The organism is Robertkochia marina, assembly GCF_004799345.1.
GTDB lineage: Bacteria > Bacteroidota > Bacteroidia > Flavobacteriales > Flavobacteriaceae > Robertkochia > Robertkochia marina.
This window is the reverse complement of record NZ_SSMC01000001.1, coordinates 293,945-311,320: the sequence shown is the minus strand read 5'-3', so window position 1 is coordinate 311,320 and position 17,376 is coordinate 293,945. Positions and strand designations below refer to the sequence as shown.

At 46.4% G+C, this 17,376-nt stretch carries 14 protein-coding genes and 2 tRNA genes; 4 read left to right on the top strand and 12 right to left on the bottom strand.

Going from position 1 to position 17,376, the window contains the following annotated elements:
- Positions 1-598: 598 nt before the first annotated feature.
- Both E7Z59_RS01275 and E7Z59_RS01270 read left to right on the top strand, forming a co-directional pair.
- Entirely contained in the window at positions 599-1,069 is a 471-nt protein-coding gene (locus tag E7Z59_RS01275) for a DUF6428 family protein (RefSeq protein ID WP_136334480.1), read from the top strand.
- Positions 1,070-1,350: 281 nt separating this feature from the next.
- The gene (locus tag E7Z59_RS01270) at positions 1,351-2,568 is read left to right on the top strand and encodes an MFS transporter (RefSeq protein WP_136334479.1); all 1,218 of its coding nucleotides are present in this window, start codon (positions 1,351-1,353) and stop codon (positions 2,566-2,568) included.
- 52 nt (positions 2,569-2,620) lie between these two features.
- Here E7Z59_RS01270 and E7Z59_RS01265 read toward each other — a convergent pair whose 3' ends face one another.
- The 3 genes from E7Z59_RS01265 to E7Z59_RS01255 form a co-directional block, all read right to left on the bottom strand.
- Positions 2,621-3,514 carry a hypothetical protein gene (locus E7Z59_RS01265; RefSeq protein WP_136334478.1) on the bottom strand — a complete coding sequence of 298 codons (894 nt, stop codon included), beginning with the start codon at positions 3,512-3,514 and terminating at the stop codon, positions 2,621-2,623.
- Positions 3,511-3,882 (bottom strand): hypothetical protein, encoded by a 372-nt coding sequence (locus E7Z59_RS01260; protein WP_136334477.1) that lies wholly within the window; start codon positions 3,880-3,882, stop codon positions 3,511-3,513. Before E7Z59_RS01260 ends, E7Z59_RS01265 begins: the two co-directional genes overlap by 4 nt.
- Positions 3,883-4,029: 147 nt before the next feature.
- A complete protein-coding gene (locus E7Z59_RS01255) occupies positions 4,030-4,752 on the bottom strand; it encodes an NUDIX hydrolase (protein WP_168731216.1) in 723 nt (240 codons plus the stop codon).
- 76 nt (positions 4,753-4,828) lie between these two features.
- Here E7Z59_RS01255 and E7Z59_RS01250 point away from each other — a divergent pair, with 76 nt between their 5' ends.
- Positions 4,829-7,234 (top strand): glycoside hydrolase family 3 C-terminal domain-containing protein, encoded by a 2,406-nt coding sequence (locus E7Z59_RS01250; RefSeq protein ID WP_136334475.1) that lies wholly within the window; start codon positions 4,829-4,831, stop codon positions 7,232-7,234.
- Between the two features lie 103 nt (positions 7,235-7,337).
- Here E7Z59_RS01250 and E7Z59_RS01245 read toward each other — a convergent pair whose 3' ends face one another.
- From E7Z59_RS01245 to E7Z59_RS01220, 6 genes are all read right to left on the bottom strand, one after another.
- A complete protein-coding gene (locus E7Z59_RS01245; RefSeq protein WP_136334474.1) occupies positions 7,338-7,988 on the bottom strand; it encodes a DUF4386 domain-containing protein in 651 nt (216 codons plus the stop codon).
- A complete protein-coding gene (locus E7Z59_RS01240; RefSeq protein WP_136334473.1) occupies positions 7,964-8,386 on the bottom strand; it encodes an acyl-CoA thioesterase in 423 nt (140 codons plus the stop codon). Before E7Z59_RS01240 ends, E7Z59_RS01245 begins: the two co-directional genes overlap by 25 nt.
- Positions 8,387-8,393: 7 nt before the next feature.
- Positions 8,394-9,092 carry a DUF6624 domain-containing protein gene (locus E7Z59_RS01235; RefSeq protein WP_136334472.1) on the bottom strand — a complete coding sequence of 233 codons (699 nt, stop codon included), beginning with the start codon at positions 9,090-9,092 and terminating at the stop codon, positions 8,394-8,396.
- 124 nt (positions 9,093-9,216) lie between these two features.
- On the bottom strand, positions 9,217-9,984 hold the full coding sequence (locus tag E7Z59_RS01230) for an MBL fold metallo-hydrolase (RefSeq protein ID WP_136334471.1): 768 nt from the start codon (positions 9,982-9,984) through the stop codon (positions 9,217-9,219).
- Between the two features lie 34 nt (positions 9,985-10,018).
- Positions 10,019-11,062 carry a proline iminopeptidase-family hydrolase gene (locus E7Z59_RS01225; RefSeq protein ID WP_136334470.1) on the bottom strand — a complete coding sequence of 348 codons (1,044 nt, stop codon included), beginning with the start codon at positions 11,060-11,062 and terminating at the stop codon, positions 10,019-10,021.
- 25 nt (positions 11,063-11,087) lie between these two features.
- Positions 11,088-13,145, bottom strand: a complete 2,058-nt coding sequence (locus E7Z59_RS01220) for a S9 family peptidase (RefSeq protein WP_136334469.1) — start codon at positions 13,143-13,145, stop codon at positions 11,088-11,090.
- A gap of 408 nt (positions 13,146-13,553) precedes the next feature.
- Here E7Z59_RS01220 and E7Z59_RS01215 point away from each other — a divergent pair, with 408 nt between their 5' ends.
- A complete protein-coding gene (locus E7Z59_RS01215) occupies positions 13,554-13,808 on the top strand; it encodes a hypothetical protein (protein WP_136334468.1) in 255 nt (84 codons plus the stop codon).
- A gap of 170 nt (positions 13,809-13,978) precedes the next feature.
- Here the strand turns inward: E7Z59_RS01215 and E7Z59_RS01210 are convergent.
- The 3 genes from E7Z59_RS01210 to mutS form a co-directional block, all read right to left on the bottom strand.
- A tRNA-Leu gene (locus E7Z59_RS01210) sits at positions 13,979-14,064 on the bottom strand.
- A 77-nt stretch (positions 14,065-14,141) separates the two neighbouring features.
- Positions 14,142-14,214 (bottom strand) — tRNA-Gly (locus tag E7Z59_RS01205).
- 376 nt (positions 14,215-14,590) lie between these two features.
- Entirely contained in the window at positions 14,591-17,200 is a 2,610-nt protein-coding gene (gene mutS / locus E7Z59_RS01200; protein WP_136335480.1) for a DNA mismatch repair protein MutS, read from the bottom strand.
- Positions 17,201-17,376 lie beyond the last annotated feature (176 nt).

The window sequence follows — 17,376 nt, the reverse complement described above, 5'->3', positions numbered from 1 at the left end:
GAGAGCAGCTGATGTCCTGGTATTAAGATATAGATGGCCCGTCTTATCGATGACTTATTTCATAATTATAATAAGATGGATATATAAAATGTGGCTCCCAGCCCTAGTCAGGGCGGGGTGGCAGCGATAAAATCGCTGACGGGGTGGGTGGTCAGGAAAAGCCATCTGGCAAACAACCCCTTCCCCTCTTACTTACAGCGGCGCTTCACTCCCGCCAGCTGGCTCTATCGCTAAAAATGTCCTCAGGACATTTTCTTCACGCTCAGCCCTCCCTGACCAGGGGAAGGAGCCAGTTGTTGTTATATTTTTCAATTCGTCATCATCCTCCACAAGAAAGCCGGATTTCAAAAACCTCGCGATAACCGAGCGTGAAAAAATGGTTCGTTGAATCATTTTAGTGAACTTGCCTGCCATTACCGAAAGGCAGGCAGGGGAGCCAGCCTGGGCGCTGGCAAAAGTAGGGTGTGGCGACCTGCCTGGCATCCCACGATAGACAGGTCTCCCAAATAGTTCATCTTTTCACTCTTTTTGAAAACTATTGTCCCATTCATCTATTTATCGTAATATTGCAATGAATCAATCACAATATATTTTTAGTATGAAATTATCAGAAGTTAAAGCAGCTTTAGCACATATAGATGCCTTGTATTTTGAATTGCCTGATGGCAGTAAGGTGCCCTCGCATTTTCATGTAACCGAGATCGGGGAGGTAACCCGTCGTTTTGTTGATTGCGGAGGTACCCTTAGAAAACAAACAGTGATCAATTTCCAGCTTTTTACGGCCACCGATTACGATCATCGCCTGCAGGCCTCCAAGTTGAAAGATATTATTACCCTTTCGGAAAAGTACCTGCTTTTAGATGACCACGAGGTTGAGGTGGAATACCAGGGAGTTACCATAGAAAAATACGGGCTCGAATTTAATGGAGAACATTTTGTGTTGACCTCTAAACAAACTGATTGTCTGGCTAAGGAGGCCTGCGGTATTCCTGCGGAAAAACCAAGAGTGAGATTGTCAGAACTTCAGGCACAGGCAAACGCTTGTGAGCCGGGGTCGGGGTGTTGTTAATCGGACACTTAAGAACTGAGAAAGCTTTCTTTTAAAGAAGCCCTCCCCTCCACGCCAAGGCGTGGTATCCCTGCCTACCTGTCGGATGGCAGGCAGGCCCTCCCAAAGGGCGGGGAATAACAAGTTTCAATCAACCCTGGAAGCCATTAAAAAGTTTGATCCTTCCCCCTTTGGGGGAAGGTGCTTCGTTTTAACGAAGCGGATGGAGGCTTCCATACATGAGGACTTTTAAGGAGTAGCTATTAGAACAAAACTTTCTGATATTTCCATAATTTCCGAATATGTCTAATAATCTCAAAAGTCAACCCATACTTGGGTTAAAAGAGAACTGGAAACAATTCTTCCTGCTGGTCCTGATCAATGCCTTCGTAGGAGGTATGGTCGGTCTCGAACGGACGATCCTGCCTGAGATCGCCGAACAGGAATTCGGGATGGTGGTAAAAACGGCCATCCTGTCTTTTATTGTCGTTTTCGGCCTTACCAAGGCCGCTGCGAATTATTATGCCGGTGCCTGGGCCAATAGGGTTGGACGGAAAAACCTGTTGATCATAGGGTGGTTGTTCGCGCTTCCGATTCCGTTTATTCTCATGTATGCCCCCAATTGGAGTTGGGTGGTTTTTGCAAACATCCTGCTCGGAATTAACCAGGGACTTGCCTGGTCAAGTACCGTGGTTATGAAGATCGACCTGGTGGGCGAGAAGGACCGGGGGTTGGCCATGGGACTCAATGAATCGGCGGGTTATCTCGCAGTGGGAGGGGTGGCATTTCTCACCGGGTATATTGCTGCTGAATATGGGTTGCGCCCGTATCCATTTTACCTCGGTATTTTATTTACCATTCTCGGATTGATGGGCTCCTGGTTTCTTGTAAAAGACACCATTCATCATGTGGCAGCAGAAACCAAAACCAGCAGCGTTAGAAAACTGCGATCTGTTTTTAAGGAAACCACCTGGACCGATGTCAACCTGGGGTCTATCACCCAGGCCGGGTTTGTCAATAATTTAAATGACGGGATGGTATGGGGGCTCCTGCCTATATTGTTGACTTCAAGAAACTTTTCTTTAGATCAGATCGGGGTGATCGTGGCCACCTATCCTGCAGTTTGGGGAGTGGGCCAATTGATCACGGGTAAAATGGCCGACCATTTTTCGAAAAAAAAGTTGTTATTCCTGGGGATGTTTTTCCAGGCTGTGGCACTTTTCCTGATGCTGTGGGCGGAAACCTACCTGCAGTTCATTCTGCTTTGTATCGTTCTCGGAGCGGGCACGGCCCTGGTATACCCCACCTTCCTGGCCGGGATCGCCCAATACACCCATCCGGAACAACGGGCAAAAAGTATTGGGGTGTTTCGGTTGTGGCGTGACTCCGGCTACGCCGCAGGAGCCATTTTAACCGGTATCATCGCAGATGTCTGGGGGGTGTTGCCTTCTATAGGAGTGATCGCCTTCTTGACCCTAATTTCTGCTGTGATCATCCGGGTCAGGATGCAGCCTGTCTGAAAGATGTTCGGTATTTTCTTTTTCAGGTACTCCTTCAAACCAGCCTGTTTCCTTAAAGCCTCACCTTTAAACTGAGGGCATAAAAGGTCTGATCCTGGAAATTCTTTGCGGGATTCTCACCAGTGGTATAGTCGATCCCCAGTTTGACGATCCTTTTGCCATCGCTGGCCCGGTAAAGTATGTAGTTAAGGGAGATATTGAAGTAGCGGTAATCATTCTGGGTGATAGTGGTTACATTCTCACCCAAAATATAGCGATATTGCCAATCCAGATCGATCTCCAGACGATCTTTTAAGACCTCATGGTCAGGGAAAAATACGATTGATGAACTGATGCTGAAATACCCCCGGTAAATACTTCCGGAGGCATCCGAATTATCGGTTTGTATTCGGTTTTCCGTCTCCACACCCAGGTAAGGGGTGTAGATGAACCGAAAGGCTTTACCCAATTTAACTGCCGTATTGGGTAACCAGAAATATTCAGCCTTCATTCCTTTGCCTCTGAATAAAGGGGTGAAGTAGAGGTTCGACATCAATGACTGTACCCCACCTATGCGGTCATCATTGTATCGTACGGCACCGATGAGTACCGGCGACCATTTCCTTGTAAAGATGTCCTGGGTTTGCCACTCGGCAAAAACCCCGGTCTCCCAATTGTACTGTTCTTTATCCACCAGCGAATTTCGGTGGTATTCTATATATGGATTGATAATGATGATCTCTTCAGAGTCCGGAGTAAGGTCATAGCCCAGGGCAATATTGACCAGCCAGGATTCATCGCCATCATCCGGGTTGGTGTAGGTAATATTGGCCGGCTTGGCCTTGTCGGTTTTGGAGTCAAAAGACTGACGAAGCGAGATCTTTTTATACCATGGGGTGGTGTTTTGTGCCTGTACCTGAAGGGTGTAACAGCCTATAAAAATGACAATGAAAAGTAAGAACCTCATGACTCGAGTATTAGTTTGATGCAATCATCAACCGTAGCCAGGTTTTCGCATGCGGCCACCGTGATCTCTTCGGAACTGCCGCTTTTTTCTGCGATCTTCTGAAAGGCAGCTTTCAGAGCTCTGCGGTGGTATTTGGTCATGCCCAGGTCATTCTTCAGGTGGGTAGCCCGATTGATCTGCTCCGGTTCAAATCCGCTGATCTCGGCAATGACCTCCGTGACCCTTTTTTGAACCAGCTTTTTTTGATCCTGCTGTGCAAGCACCCGCTCTAAAACAGTTTTTAATTCGCTTGAAGGCGATTGTTGTAACAGGTCTTCCAGGGCTTTGAGTTCTCCGTCTTCCAGGTGTAGTGTGATCTTATGTTTCATCTTATCCTCTTAAGAAAGAAGGTTAATTGCAATAAGATCGGAAGGCGGTCTTTAGAAAAGAAGGTTTTTAGAAGATTTAAAGTTAGGTATATTTTACCGTCTGTGAAAGCATGTCTTTTTGATGAATCAAGATCGAACAGAGGGGTATTAATGATCCTTATTTTCTTTAATTCTGTATTGATAAGGATTACGCCCCCGCGTTTCCTTTTGCAGCTTAGGCAGCCTTTCGAAAAACCCTGTAGCCAGCATTTGTTTTTGAAATCGGCTGCGGTCAAGGTCTTTGTTTAAAATGACCTGGTGCAGCTGGTGAAGTTGAGGCATGGTGAAATGCCGGGGTAATAAATGATGGGTAACCAAATCTTTTCTGATGTCGCTGCGAAGTTTGTGTCTTGCCATAAGTGCTATATCCCTATGGTCCATCCACATAGGAGGGAGTTCGTCCAGATCAAACCATCCGAAGGCTTCATCTAACGGGCCGGTAACGGGATGGGTGTCAGGAATATTAACAAGTGAATAATAAGCCAGCGAAACAAATCGTTTATTGATCCAAAGGTCTTGCTTCCAGGATACCCCAAATTTTTCCAAATGCTCCTTCCATTCTTCAGCAAAATTTCGTTCGCTTTTTCCAAATACAGAAAGAAATTTAAGATGAGGGTCATTTAATCCCGTACGCTCGGTAAGGATTCTTGAAGCTGCCTCCTCTACAGACTCGTCAAGTTTTATAAAGCCGCCCGGTAATAACCACCGGGCACCTATACGAAGTAACAGGCATTTTAATTTCTCCTCTGCGTACCCTATGACCACTACATCAGACGATAGGTGCGGCAGGTATTCCTCATGACCGTATTCAAAAAAACTCCTGATATCCATAAAACAAAGATAAGGCATTTCGTGGCGTATCGACACAAAATATTATATTTGTGTCGTAAAGCCACAATTAAGCCATATGAAAAAAGCATTAAAGATCACCTTATGGGTCTTAGGGTCGATACTCGTAATCCTGGTCATTGCAGGTGTTTCCGGATGGATCTACCTAAGCTCTTCCCTTCTGAATTTTGAGAAGGCATATACCGAAAAGAGAGAATTTGAAGAACTGACAGTAGAGGGATACACATTTTTAGACAGGAATTCGAATGGAAAGCTTGATGTCTATGAAGATACAAGAGCCCCTATGTCTGAACGTGTCGAAGATGTGATGAGGCAGATGACGATGGAAGAGAAGATTCATCTTTTAAAAGGTTCCGGTCTTCGTTCGGCTGTGGGTCTTGAAAAAGAAGGTATTCCCGGTGCTGTGGGTACCATTGTGCCAACTCCAAGGCTCGGGCTGCCCACCATTTATTTGTCTGATGGGCCGGCCGGACTTCGAATAGAACCTGTTCGTGACGGAGAGGATCGCACCTACTATTGTACGGCATTTCCTATTGCTACCTTACTGGCATCAACCTGGAATACCTCCTTAGTATCACAGGTTGGTTCGGCCATGGGTCGGGAAGCCCTTGACTATGGTATTGATGTGATCCTGGCGCCGGGGGCCAACATTCACCGCCACCCGTTCTGTGGCCGGAATTTTGAATACTTTTCAGAAGATCCGGTACTCACCGGGTTTATAGGGGCTGCCATTGTTAATGGGATAGAATCGAATGGGGTTGGTACCTCTGTGAAACACTTTGTAGTCAATAACCAGGAGACCAATCGAAAGTATAATGATGCAAGGGTATCTGAACGAGCGTTGAGGGAGATCTATTTAAAAGGTTTTGAGATCATTGTTAAAGAGGCCCAACCCTGGACTTTGATGTCTTCCTATAACAAGGTGAATGGTACTTATGTGGCAGAGAACAGGGAATTACTGACCGGGGTACTCCGGGAAGACTGGGGATTTGAAGGTTTGGTGATGTCTGATTGGTTTGGCGGGGAGCATGCCCCTGCCATGATCATTGCCGGAAATGACCTCCTGGAACCGGGGACTAAAAAGCAATGGGATGCCTTGACCGAAGCCTATGAAGACGGAAGCCTGGATAGCCAAAATATCGACGATTCGGTCAGAAGGATTTTAAAGCTGATCCTCAATTCCCGAAAAATGCAAAACTATCAGTTCGGGAATGCCCCTGATCTTGAGGAACACGCCCGTATTACCCGTCAGTCGGCTTCTGAGGGGATGGTTTTGTTGAAGAATCAGGGGGTATTGCCGATAACGAATGCTAAGAATATAGCTTTATTGGGAGTCACTTCCTACGAATTTATCGCAGGAGGTACAGGCTCCGGGGATGTGAATGAAGCCTATACCGTTTCTTTGGAAGAAGGACTGATCAGAGCAGGGTTTGAGGTGAATGAAGCAGCAAAGAACCTTTTTGAATCACACAAAAAGGCCTATCCGGAAAAATTTATAAAACCGGAAGGGTTTAAGGCTATGTTCGAACCCTATAATCCACCCCAGGTAAGTTACACCACCCAACAGCTGGAAGCCATCGCACAAAGCGCTGATATGGCTATCATTACTATAGGTAGAAATGCCGGGGAAGGTGGCGATCGAGTAGAAGCCGATGATTTCCTTCTCACCACCAAGGAACAGGAGATGATAGAGCAGGCCTGTAGGGTTTTTCATAGTGCGGGTAAGCAGGTGGTAGTCGTATTGAATGTTGGTGGTGTTATTGAAACGGCTTCCTGGAAAAGCATACCCGATGGCATCCTGCTGGCGTGGCAGGGTGGGCAGGAAGGTGGTAATTCGGTTGCAGATATTCTAAGCGGCCGTATCAACCCCAGCGGGAAGCTGCCAATGACCTTTCCTGTCAGCGTTAGTGATCATGAAGCTCATAAGAACTTTCCCCTGGAAGGAGGGCATATGAAATTAACCGATCTGATCTTTCAGGACGGTCCTGCCCCCGAGGCAGAATGGGTTCGCAATATTGATTATACGAACTATGAGGAGGGTATTTATGTGGGGTATCGTCATTTTGATAAGGCCGGTTTAAAAGTGTCATACCCTTTCGGTTATGGCCTTAGTTATACAGATTTTGAGTATAATGCTATGGAGTTAACTTCTTCTGAAGATACGATTACGGCTTCACTAACCATAAAGAATACCGGAGATGTTGCCGGTAAAGAGGTCGTACAGCTTTACGTTGCCAAACCTGAGGCAGCTGTTGACAGGCCGGTTAGGGAATTAAAGGCATTTATTAAAACGGCGAGTCTTGAGCCCGGAGAAGAGCAGGAAGTGGTATTACAAATTCCTGTTTCGGAGTTGAGGTACTGGGATGAAGACAAGGATGAATGGGTATTGGAGAGCGGTATTTACGAAATAGCAGTAGGTGCTTCTTCCCGGGATCTGCGAGCTGTTGTTGAGGTGGAACTTTAAGGTGCTTCCATTGGAATAAAGTTTTCTCACCACCGGCAGGAGTAGTATACGGGTTTTTCTAATTGCAGGCGATCGGTTTATTTGATCAAGAGCTGTTTGTCGGTTATGCATTGGGGGGTTGTATTTGTCGGCCCCCTTTCACAAGAAGCCATACAGCCAGCGACATTTCACCAAGGACACTCGGAACAGCAACCAGCATCAGGAAGGTATCGGCGTATTGATCGTAGTCTTCCATTAAAAAATGGGCATTGGTGTCTGCGATATACATGATGCCGGCCACGATCAAGAGTCCGGCGATAAGGCGTGGCGATTTCATAATGATACCTAACAGGATGAGGTGAAAGCCGAAAAAGAATAATCCTATAAGCCAGATGGCATTGAACATCTCTACTTGGTAAAGAATTTCAGTCTCGGTATTTACATAAAAAACCATGACCAGGGCAAATACCCCGCCACCCATTAAGACCGCGTGTATAATTCTTAACCACGTACTCAGAGGGGTGAGCGAATGAGACCTGAAAAGCTCGTTCAGGGTCCAGGCCACCACCACATCCAGTACAGCCGTGAGCAGGAAGGCAATGATACCGGAACGCACAAGTACCTGGTGATGCTCAAGGGTTTGCAGTGGATAGGCTTTGAGTGATTCCAGCATAAAGAAATTCGCATAGATGGCAGCAAGGAAAATGAGGATATAACTCCATCCTGCAATAAGACTTAAAACCCTGTTGCTTAATCTGTTTTCGGTAACATCCATTGATTCAGTGTGTTTTTTGCCTGAGAGCTAAGAGGAAGGCCCTGGCCGTTCTTTACCTGTACAATAACCGTTTCTGCGGTAGCCACACAGATTTCCTCCTGATATATCTGTTGGTAGAGGGTGATGGAGCTGTTTCCGATCTTTAGAATACCCGTACCTATTGATACACTGCCAGGCCAGGTGATCTCGGCAATAAAATTCAGATGCAATCCGGCGATCACAAAACTCGCATCGTTTTCCAGGATGTTGTGATCTCCGGTGAGGAGAAACTCTACCCTTGCCGTTTCCAGGAAGGTGGCAAATACGGCATTATTCACATGACCCTGCCGGTCGGTATCGGAATACCTGATCTTGTCGGTGGCGATTAGGGGGAAATCTTTAAGTAATAGGTGGTTCATAAGGTGTTCAGTGTTCTCCGGGGGTTCGTTTCAGCATATGTTTAGCCTCCTCCAGACTGTAGTTCTCATATTCAATATTCATGGCTTGAGCATACTCTTCTACCGTTGTGGTAAACCCGACTTCCTTTCTGCGTTCATTCACAAGATGAGGGTCTTTTATGGGCCAGATGATGAAGACCATTTCTTCTTTTCGATCGGGTCTGTTCTTTAAAGGAGCTCCCCAGGCCTGGGTACCATATATTTGTTCTTTCCCCTGGTGCATTAGGTAGCGGTCTTCCATCATAGCCACGTCAGTAGCGGCAATTTCCCCCTCTTTTCCTGCTTCCTTTATTATCGGGAGATATTTAGCTATAGCATCTGAATGCTGAATGACCAGCCAGGCTGCCATATGGGTTGGGGTGCCTACCAAAGTTTTTCCGGGGTAGCCATAATGATCCAGAATCTCGTATACTCTTTTTTGATTGAGTGAATCGTGTTTTAGGGTAATTCCCCAGGGATCGGCATCATATTCGCTTTGGGTGTAGCCTAACTTATTGAGAATTTTAGCTCTGGTTTCCGGGTCAGTGTTTGGGTCCATTAACTGTCGGGTGCCCTGATCAATGGTCATGATCGAATCGAGCTCTGCCTTTAGTTCATAGTTGAGCTCCTGGGCTGAGAGTCCGGAAAGGAAAAAGCATGCCAGGACGAACAGATAAATAGTTTTCATGTTATGTATTGAATTTTGATTGAGGATACACTGAAGCTCAGTACGATTCTTTACATTTCTAATATAAGAGTATTATAAGTATCAGGCTACCTAAAAGGGAATATACGTATAGATCCTAAATGTTTTAAATGGCAACAACCTCGCCATCGATGGGTATGTGAGCCCTGTCGTCATGGCCTCTGTCAGCAACCTCCTTAGCGAGTTCTTCCCTGGTGGTCGGACAATGATTCACGGCCTCCAGGTGGTTGGCAATAACCTTGCCCGGGGCATTTTCAATGAATTTCAGGATGTCTTCCATGGTCATCAGCAAAGGCTGTAAAAGATCCATTTGAGCAGAACCTGCAGCCACCACACTGATATCAGGTTGGTATTCGGTAAGCACCTTGTGAACATCCTCCGTATAAATCGTATCGGAGCTGAGGTAGATGGATTTTCCGGAGGTTGTTTTCAGGTAAAAGCCCATAACATTTCGCATTAGTTTGGCTACGTACCCATAGCCGTGCAGGGCGGGGATTCCTTCAATGCTTCCTCCGGGAAAGTCAACGGGCGACCAATAATTGATTGCCTGAAAAACGTTAAGCCCTCTTTTACGAAGCACCTTTTCATCGTTTACACTGCAGATCACAGGGATATTTTTCTCCTTAAGAAATGTTTCCCCTTTTTTATCAAGGTGATCAGGATGCAGGTGGGTGATCAGGCAGAGGGTGGTTTTATTGATCAATGCCATGGCGTTTTCAGGAAGGCCAACAACGGGATTACGCCTTGGCTTAAAGCGAAACAGGGTAAAGGGTGGTCCCGTTTCTCCTTTGTCAGACAGCATGGGGTCTACCAGGATCACATGGTGGTCATACTCAATAACCATGGTGGCATTTCTTATATGGGTGATCTTCATTTTTTGAGATGAATAAATTTTTGAAAGGGCATTCTTATTTTATACTCTTTATAAAATCGATCAGCCCTGTAAAATAGGTTTCCGAATCATCGTACATGGCGCAATGACTACCCTTCGGACAATACAAATAGCGTCCGGCCGGAAACTCCCCTGCCATCCATTCCATATGTTTAGGATCCATGGTGTCGTATTCGGCTCCTATGACCAGGGTAGGCACTTGGATCTGGCCCAGGTCCCGGCTGCGATCCCAGTCTTTTAAGGAAGCATCACCAACAATCCCGAATTCGCTTGGCCCCTGCATGGCCAGGTAGATATCATAATTTAAATTTTCAAACCCCCGGATAATCGGTTCCGGCCATTCTTCCAGCGGCATTCTAAGCACATGCTCCGTATAATAATGTTCGTAGAGCAATTCTTCATATCTGGGATTGGAAAAATCCCCCTTTGCCTCCATATCCCTGATCTCTGCCAACACATCTTCCGGCAGCTGTTTGGCCAATACCTCGTTGGCGTATTTGTTGTACTCGGGAATAGAAGATACCATATTTGAGATAATGAGCCCTTTTAGATGATGCTGATATTTGAAGGCATATTCCATGGCCAGGATGCCACCCCAGGATTGGCCATAGAGAAAAAAGTTGGAGCTGTCAAGTCCCAGTGCCTGCCTTACCTGTTCTACTTCTTCCACAAAATGCTCTATAGTCCACAGGTCAGGATCATCGGGGTGGTCACTTCTACCGGATTCCAGTTGGTCGTAGTAATAGTATTCTATTTGAGCATTGGGAAAATAAGAGTCGAAGATCTCAAAGAAATCGTGTGTCCCGCCGGGTCCGCCGTGTAATAGTAATACTTTCATATCGGGATTGTTGCCGATCCTTTTGGTCCATACCCGGAAATCTCCCTTAGTGGTAGTGATCGGGATCATTTTCACCCCCCCGCTAAGAATGTCGTCACGCCCCGAATAATCGAGGTAATCTGTAGTGGTTATGGCTTCAGTTTCTTGCTGAGGTGGTTTTTGTTGGGTGTTGCAGCTTGTAAAGGCTATTATCCAAACCATTAATATGAATACGTTTTTCATTTTATGAGAAGTTGGTTGCTGACTTTTAGTTTTTAACCGAAGAGGTCATTTCGTCCGTACTCTGATCCTTGTACTTGTTGAACCATGCCAGTACAGCGGTGATCTTAGCCACCAGGTTACTGGGCTTGCTGGCAATGCCGTGGGAGGCATTCGGGATTCTGACCATGGCGGTTTCCACCCCTTCGATCTTCAGGGCTGCATAGAGCTGCTCTGATTCTGAAATCGGGGTTCTGAAATCCTGTTCTCCGGTTAATAACATGGTTGGGGTGGTAATATTACCTACATAGCTCAGGGGCGATCGCTTAAAATAATTCTCCGGATCTTCCCAGGGTTTTTTACCGAACCAGTATTTGTAAAAGAAAGCGGGATTATCGGCATGGAGTACAAAGCTGGTCCAGTTAATAACGGGTTTAGCCACCACGGCGGCCTTGAATCGATCGGTTTTCCCAACGATCCACGCGGTAAGTACACCCCCGCCGCTGCCCCCGGTAACAAAGAGGTTGTCAGTATCAATAAATCCTTTTTCGATCACAGCATCTATCCCCGACATCAGGTCGTCATAGTCGTTATTAGGGTAGTTATGGTGAATCAGGTTCCCGAATTCTTTGCCGTAGCCGGAGCTTCCTCGCGGATTGCTGTAAAGCACCACATAGCCTGCAGCGGCATAGGCCTGTACCTCTGCAGAGAATACAGAACCGTAACTGGCAAAGGGGCCTCCGTGAATTTCGAGGATCATCGGGTATTTTTTGTTAGGGTCAAAATCCGGGGGAGTCACCACCCATCCCTGAATGTCAGTTTGATCATGACTTGATTTCCACCAGATCTCTTCTACATTTCCCTTTTTCTTAAAGGTGAACAGGTCATCGTTCAGGTAGGTAAGTCTTGCTTGCTTTTTACCATCGCCGGCACCAAGGTCGGCAGGATTTTTCGGGGTGCCATAGGTATAGGCATAGCGCCCGTTCTTGGAAACGCTGAACCCGGCTGCATTGTAGGGTCTTCCCAGGGAGAGTCCGCCCATTTCTCCAGTCAGTTGGGTGGTTTTTCCGTTTAGGTTAACCAAGGCCAATTTGGTTTCTCCTCTGTCGGTGTATTGAACATAGATCTCCTTATCGCCCTTCCAGGCGATATCTTCAATACTTCTGTTAATACCTGTGGGAAGCTCCTTCGGATTACTGCCGTCTGCGTTCATGATGTAGAGTTTGGAGGGTTGATACCCCAGTAATTCGTCATCGTAACCCAGGTAGGCAATTTTCTGACCATCCTTTGACATTATAGGATTGCTGTCCGGGCCATAGCGGTTAGTGAGCTTCTGTAAAGCGCCATTGGCCAGGGAGACCTTATAGATGTCTGTGTCATCGGGTTCCAGATCCTCTTCCTTGTGTCCATTAGCACTGAAAAACAGGGAGGCTCCGTCTGCAGCCCATACCGGGCTACTATGGTTAAAAGGGTTGAATGTAAGTTGGCGGGGGGTGCCTCCTTCAACGGGCAGGGTAAAGATCTGGGTGTTTCCCGGCTTGATATAGCCGCGGCCGTCAGACCTGTATCTCATATCGTCTATATAGATGGGGGGTGCATTCCACTCGGCTCCTTCAGGTTTGGCCGGCATTTTAATGAGGGATTCTTTTTTCTCAGGAACAAACATGGTAAAGGCCAGCATGCGGTCGTCGGGAGACCAGGTGGCTGTTCCAGGAGCTGTTGGGGTATTGGTCAGGGCAAAGGTTTCTTTGGTGTCTAACCACATGAGGTACAATTTGGTCTTATCGTCATCCTTATCCGATCGGAAAACGATCTTTTTTCCATCATGCGACCATCGGGGGGAGGTGTCATTCTGGTTCCCGGTGGTTAAAGGCCGGTTGTTGGTGCCGTCAAAATTTACCATCCACAGGTTCGACAGGTTGCGGTCGGTCATGATGTCTTTAAAGTTGCGAACATAAATGATCCTGGACCCGTCGGGTGATATCTGCGGATCAGACACGTATTCCATATCAAAGATATCGATGGGTTCCAGGTTGGATTTTACCTGGGCATGGGTTGATAAGAATGTAATCAGAGACAAACAAATAAAATAATGAAGTACTCTCATTTGTAGCGTATTAGTTAGAGATTAAAATCGATTTAAGTTACGAATATTTCTTGGCAGTTCTCAAAGCTTAGTTCCCAGTTCTCCGTTATCAGTTCTCGGTTTGCAGTGAGCAGTTTGTGGAGAGTAGTTAGAAAATGTGGTGTTGACAATTGGCCGGCTTGTTTGGGGTTCAAGTTGGAATGAGTTTTGGCAGGCAGGTTACCCATATCATCTCGCCGTTGAGATCCCTGCTTGGCTTTAAAAAGTCTCTCCATAATAGGATGGAGGAATTTCTTGTTTAAAGCTTAGGTATTGAATGGAAGAAAATTTTACTTTACCCTCGTACCCTCGTACCCTCGTACCCTCGTACCCTCGTAACCCAAAAAAACCTATATTGTAAAACCCTAACCAACCTAACACCTGCTACCTATGTATTCAGAACTTGTGAGCATTATTACTTCCTATTCCCGCATGCGTCAACTGGCCCACGAATTTGAGTTTGGTTTTGAAGACGAGCTCGAGATCAAAGAAATGTTATCTTCTGTAGATAAAGGCATTGATCGGTTTACCGGTGTCCTGCAGCAAGACTGTATGTATACTGCTAAAGTGGAGTGTTTGCAGTTACAGCTCAAGTTGATTCGTCTGGGTGCTTTGATGGAGGAGAAGGTAAGGGCGTATTTTTAAGGGCCAGACCAATACGATAAATTTGAACATAAAAAGCCACGCCCCTTCGGGCCGTCCTTTTTTGTTCCCATCCGCTCCCTGAAAGCAAGCCTGTCTGACGCCAGTCAGGCTTTCGGGAGCTCCTGGAAACAAAAAAGCCAGGACAATTGTCCTGGCTTTTTATGCATCTGTACTCGAGGCGGGACTTGAACCCGCACGAACATTGCTGTTCATTGGATTTTAAGTCCAACGTGTCTACCAATTCCACCACTCGAGCTGCTTTCGCATCGGTAAAAAAAATACGTGGTCGATGCAACCCCGTATTTTATAAGAACATGCCTCTGTGGGCCTTTGAGCGAAAAACGGGATTCGAACCCGCGACCTCAACCTTGGCAAGGTTGCGCTCTACCAACTGAGCTATTTTCGCATATTACTTACTGAACGTTGCAATACCTGTGTTTAGTGGGGTAATGCGGACGCAAATTTAATACAATTCTCCTTATTGCAAAGATTTTTTAAAAATAATTTTTCCTGTTGCAGAGCAACACGGGCGCCGAGATAGAGTTAACCGCTACACCGGAATTTTAGATTGCAAAAACATCCTTTAAAGACTTTACTCAAACTCTTTTCTCAAACTCCTAGCTCGAACTTGTCTGCTGACAGGGAAGCTCGTTCATGATGCTCGTTCCTGAAACTCGTCCCTGAAACTCGTCCCTCAAACGTGCCTGCCGATAGGCAGGCTCCTCCCTCAAACAACATATTACCTGTCACCTGTCACCTGTTACTTGTCACTTGTCACCTCCCTACGCCTGCTTCTTCTTCACCAGCATCCTTTTGATCTCATTGAGCTTCATCAAAGCCTCTACCGGGGTCAGGGTGTCAATATCGGTATGAAGGATCTCGTTTTTGATCTCTTCAAGAAGGGGGTCATCCAGGTTGAAAAAGCTCAACTGCATTTCGTCTCTGGCATCCTGTAATTTACTGGTGAGCTCTTCGCTGCTGTGCGATTTCTCCAGTTTGGCCAGGATCTTGTTGGCTCTGTTGATCACCTGGTTGGGCATTCCGGCCATACGTGCCACATGGATCCCGAAGCTGTGCTCACTGCCGCCGGCAACAAGTTTTCTCAGGAAGAGCACGTTGTCTTTCAGTTCCTTTACCGAAACATTGAAGTTCTTAATGCGTTCAAAGGTTTCGCTCATCTCGTTGAGCTCGTGGTAGTGGGTGGCGAACAGGGTTTTTGCCTTGGCCGGATGTTCGTGTAAATATTCGGCAATGGCCCATGCAATAGAGATCCCGTCATAGGTGCTGGTACCTCTTCCGATCTCATCGAGAAGGACCAGGCTGCGATCACTGATGTTATTAAGGATGGAAGCGGTTTCATTCATTTCCACCATAAAGGTCGACTCACCCATAGAGATGTTGTCGCTGGCTCCGACCCTCGTAAAGATCTTGTCTACGATGCCGATCTCTGCCTCGGCTGCGGGAACAAAGCTTCCCATCTGCGCCAATAAAACAATAAGAGCTGTTTGTCTGAGAATAGCCGACTTACCACTCATATTAGGCCCGGTGATCATGATGATCTGCTGATCGTCGCGGTTAAGCACTACGTCATTGGCAATATAAGGTTCACCCGGGGGTAGTTGCTTTTCGATCACGGGGTGTCGCCCGTCTTTAATATGAAGGTTGCAGCTCTCATTGATCTCCGGTTTTGAATAGTTGTTCTCCCTCGCCAGGATTGCAAAACCTGCCAGACAGTCCATCTGGGCTACCAGGTGGGCGTTCTGCTTTACAACGTTGATATATTCATGCATCCAGACCACCAGCTGTGTAAACAATTGTTGTTCTAATGCGGCGATCTTCTCTTCGGCTCCAAGAATCTTGGCTTCGTATTCCTTGAGTTCTTCTGTAATATAACGTTCTGCACTTACCAGGGTCTGCTTCCTGATCCAGCCTTCCGGCACCTTGTCTTTATGGGTGTTTCGAACTTCTATATAATAGCCGAATACGTTATTACTGGAGATTTTGAGAGAAGGAATGCCAGTGGCCTTCATTTCACGGTCCAGCATGGCGTCGAGATAGTCTTTGCCGGAAAAAGCGATACTGCGGAGTTCATCGAGTTCTTTCGAATAGCCTTCGGCAATGACCTGACCCTTGGAAGGATTTACCGGGGCTTCTTCATTGAGAATCTCCTTTATGCGTTGACGGAGCGCTTCACATTCGTTAATGCGTTCTCCTATAGTTTTCAGTGCCGGATTTTTGCTGTTTTCGGCTATTTGCTTCAACGGGATGATGGCTTCAAGCGAATTTTTAAGTTGAATCACCTCCCGTGGATTGATCTTGCCGGTAGCTACTTTCGAGATTAGCCGTTCGACATCGCTCAGCTGTTTGATGTAGTGGGTGATCTTCTCAAGGGTAATCTCTTCTGATTTCAGGTACCCTACGACCTCCTGTCGCTTTTTTATATCCTCACTGTTTTTGAGCGGTAAGGCCATCCATCGTTTCATCAGGCGACCTCCCATGGGGGAGATGGTCTTGTCGACCACATCGAGCAGGGTAACCCCTTGCTGTTCGTTGGTTTGGTATAGCTCCAGGTTTCTGATGGTAAAGCGATCCATCCAGACATAAGACTCCTGGGCAATTCGGTTGATGGTATTGATGTGCTTCAGCTGGTTGTGCTGGGTTTCACTGAGGTAGTGCAAGGCAGCTCCCGCTGCAATAATGCCACTGTACAGGTGATCAACCCCGAAGCCTTTAAGAGAACTGGTATGAAAATGCTTGTTCAGGGTTTCGTGGGCGTAATCTTCCTGAAAAACCCAGTCTTCCATGAAAAAACTGTGGTATTCCCGCTGGTAGGTCTCTAAAAACTCTTTCTTATGCTTTTTAGAGATCAGGACCTCACTGGGGTTGAAGTTTTGCAGTAGTTTATCAATATGCTCTTCATCGCCCTGTGCCGTGAGAAACTCACCTGTGGATACGTCCAGGAAGGCAATACCCATATCTTTCCTGTCATAGTGTATGGCACAGAGAAAGTTATTTGATTTTGAACGGAGAATATCATCATTCAGGGCCACCCCGGGAGTAACCAATTCAGTGACTCCTCTCTTTACAATGGTCTTGGTTTGTTTCGGGTCTTCCAGCTGGTCGCAGATAGCCACCCGCTCTCCGGCTTTTACCAGTTTGGGAAGGTAGGTGTGCAGGGAATGATGCGGAAAACCGGCCAGTTCAGTGCGGTCACCGCCGTTGTTTCGCTGGGTTAGTACAATGCCCAGAATTTTAGCTGCCCTTACAGCATCCTCTCCGAAGGTTTCATAAAAATCGCCTACTCTGAACAGTAATAAAGCATCAGGGTATTTCGCTTTAATACTGTTGTACTGCTTCATTAACGGTGTCGCTTTCTTTCCCGATTTTGCCAAAACTTTTTCTTTTTTGGTGAACCTCAAATTTACGGTTTTTTCACCTGGTTTCAGGGGTGGGTTCCATTCTTTATAAACACCTGATGTTGATTATTTTTTTGGGGATGAGCCCCGTTGCAAGGTGTTGTTTTTTCTTCCCGAAGAAGAAGCCTATTTTTGCAGTATCAAAGAAAGAC

What these genes read in the sequence shown, in the direction of transcription:
- E7Z59_RS01275 (WP_136334480.1), top strand. Translation starts at nt 599, where the DNA reads ATGAAATTATCAGAAGTTAAAGCAGCTTTAGCACATATAGATGCCTTG.
- E7Z59_RS01270 (WP_136334479.1), top strand. Translation starts at nt 1,351, where the DNA reads ATGTCTAATAATCTCAAAAGTCAACCCATACTTGGGTTAAAAGAGAAC.
- E7Z59_RS01265 (WP_136334478.1), bottom strand. Translation starts at nt 3,514, where the DNA reads ATGAGGTTCTTACTTTTCATTGTCATTTTTATAGGCTGTTACACCCTT.
- E7Z59_RS01260 (WP_136334477.1), bottom strand. Translation starts at nt 3,882, where the DNA reads ATGAAACATAAGATCACACTACACCTGGAAGACGGAGAACTCAAAGCC.
- E7Z59_RS01255 (WP_168731216.1), bottom strand. Translation starts at nt 4,752, where the DNA reads ATGGATATCAGGAGTTTTTTTGAATACGGTCATGAGGAATACCTGCCG.
- E7Z59_RS01250 (WP_136334475.1), top strand. Translation starts at nt 4,829, where the DNA reads ATGAAAAAAGCATTAAAGATCACCTTATGGGTCTTAGGGTCGATACTC.
- E7Z59_RS01245 (WP_136334474.1), bottom strand. Translation starts at nt 7,988, where the DNA reads ATGGATGTTACCGAAAACAGATTAAGCAACAGGGTTTTAAGTCTTATT.
- E7Z59_RS01240 (WP_136334473.1), bottom strand. Translation starts at nt 8,386, where the DNA reads ATGAACCACCTATTACTTAAAGATTTCCCCCTAATCGCCACCGACAAG.
- E7Z59_RS01235 (WP_136334472.1), bottom strand. Translation starts at nt 9,092, where the DNA reads ATGAAAACTATTTATCTGTTCGTCCTGGCATGCTTTTTCCTTTCCGGA.
- E7Z59_RS01230 (WP_136334471.1), bottom strand. Translation starts at nt 9,984, where the DNA reads ATGAAGATCACCCATATAAGAAATGCCACCATGGTTATTGAGTATGAC.
- E7Z59_RS01225 (WP_136334470.1), bottom strand. Translation starts at nt 11,062, where the DNA reads ATGAAAAACGTATTCATATTAATGGTTTGGATAATAGCCTTTACAAGC.
- E7Z59_RS01220 (WP_136334469.1), bottom strand. Translation starts at nt 13,145, where the DNA reads ATGAGAGTACTTCATTATTTTATTTGTTTGTCTCTGATTACATTCTTA.
- E7Z59_RS01215 (WP_136334468.1), top strand. Translation starts at nt 13,554, where the DNA reads ATGTATTCAGAACTTGTGAGCATTATTACTTCCTATTCCCGCATGCGT.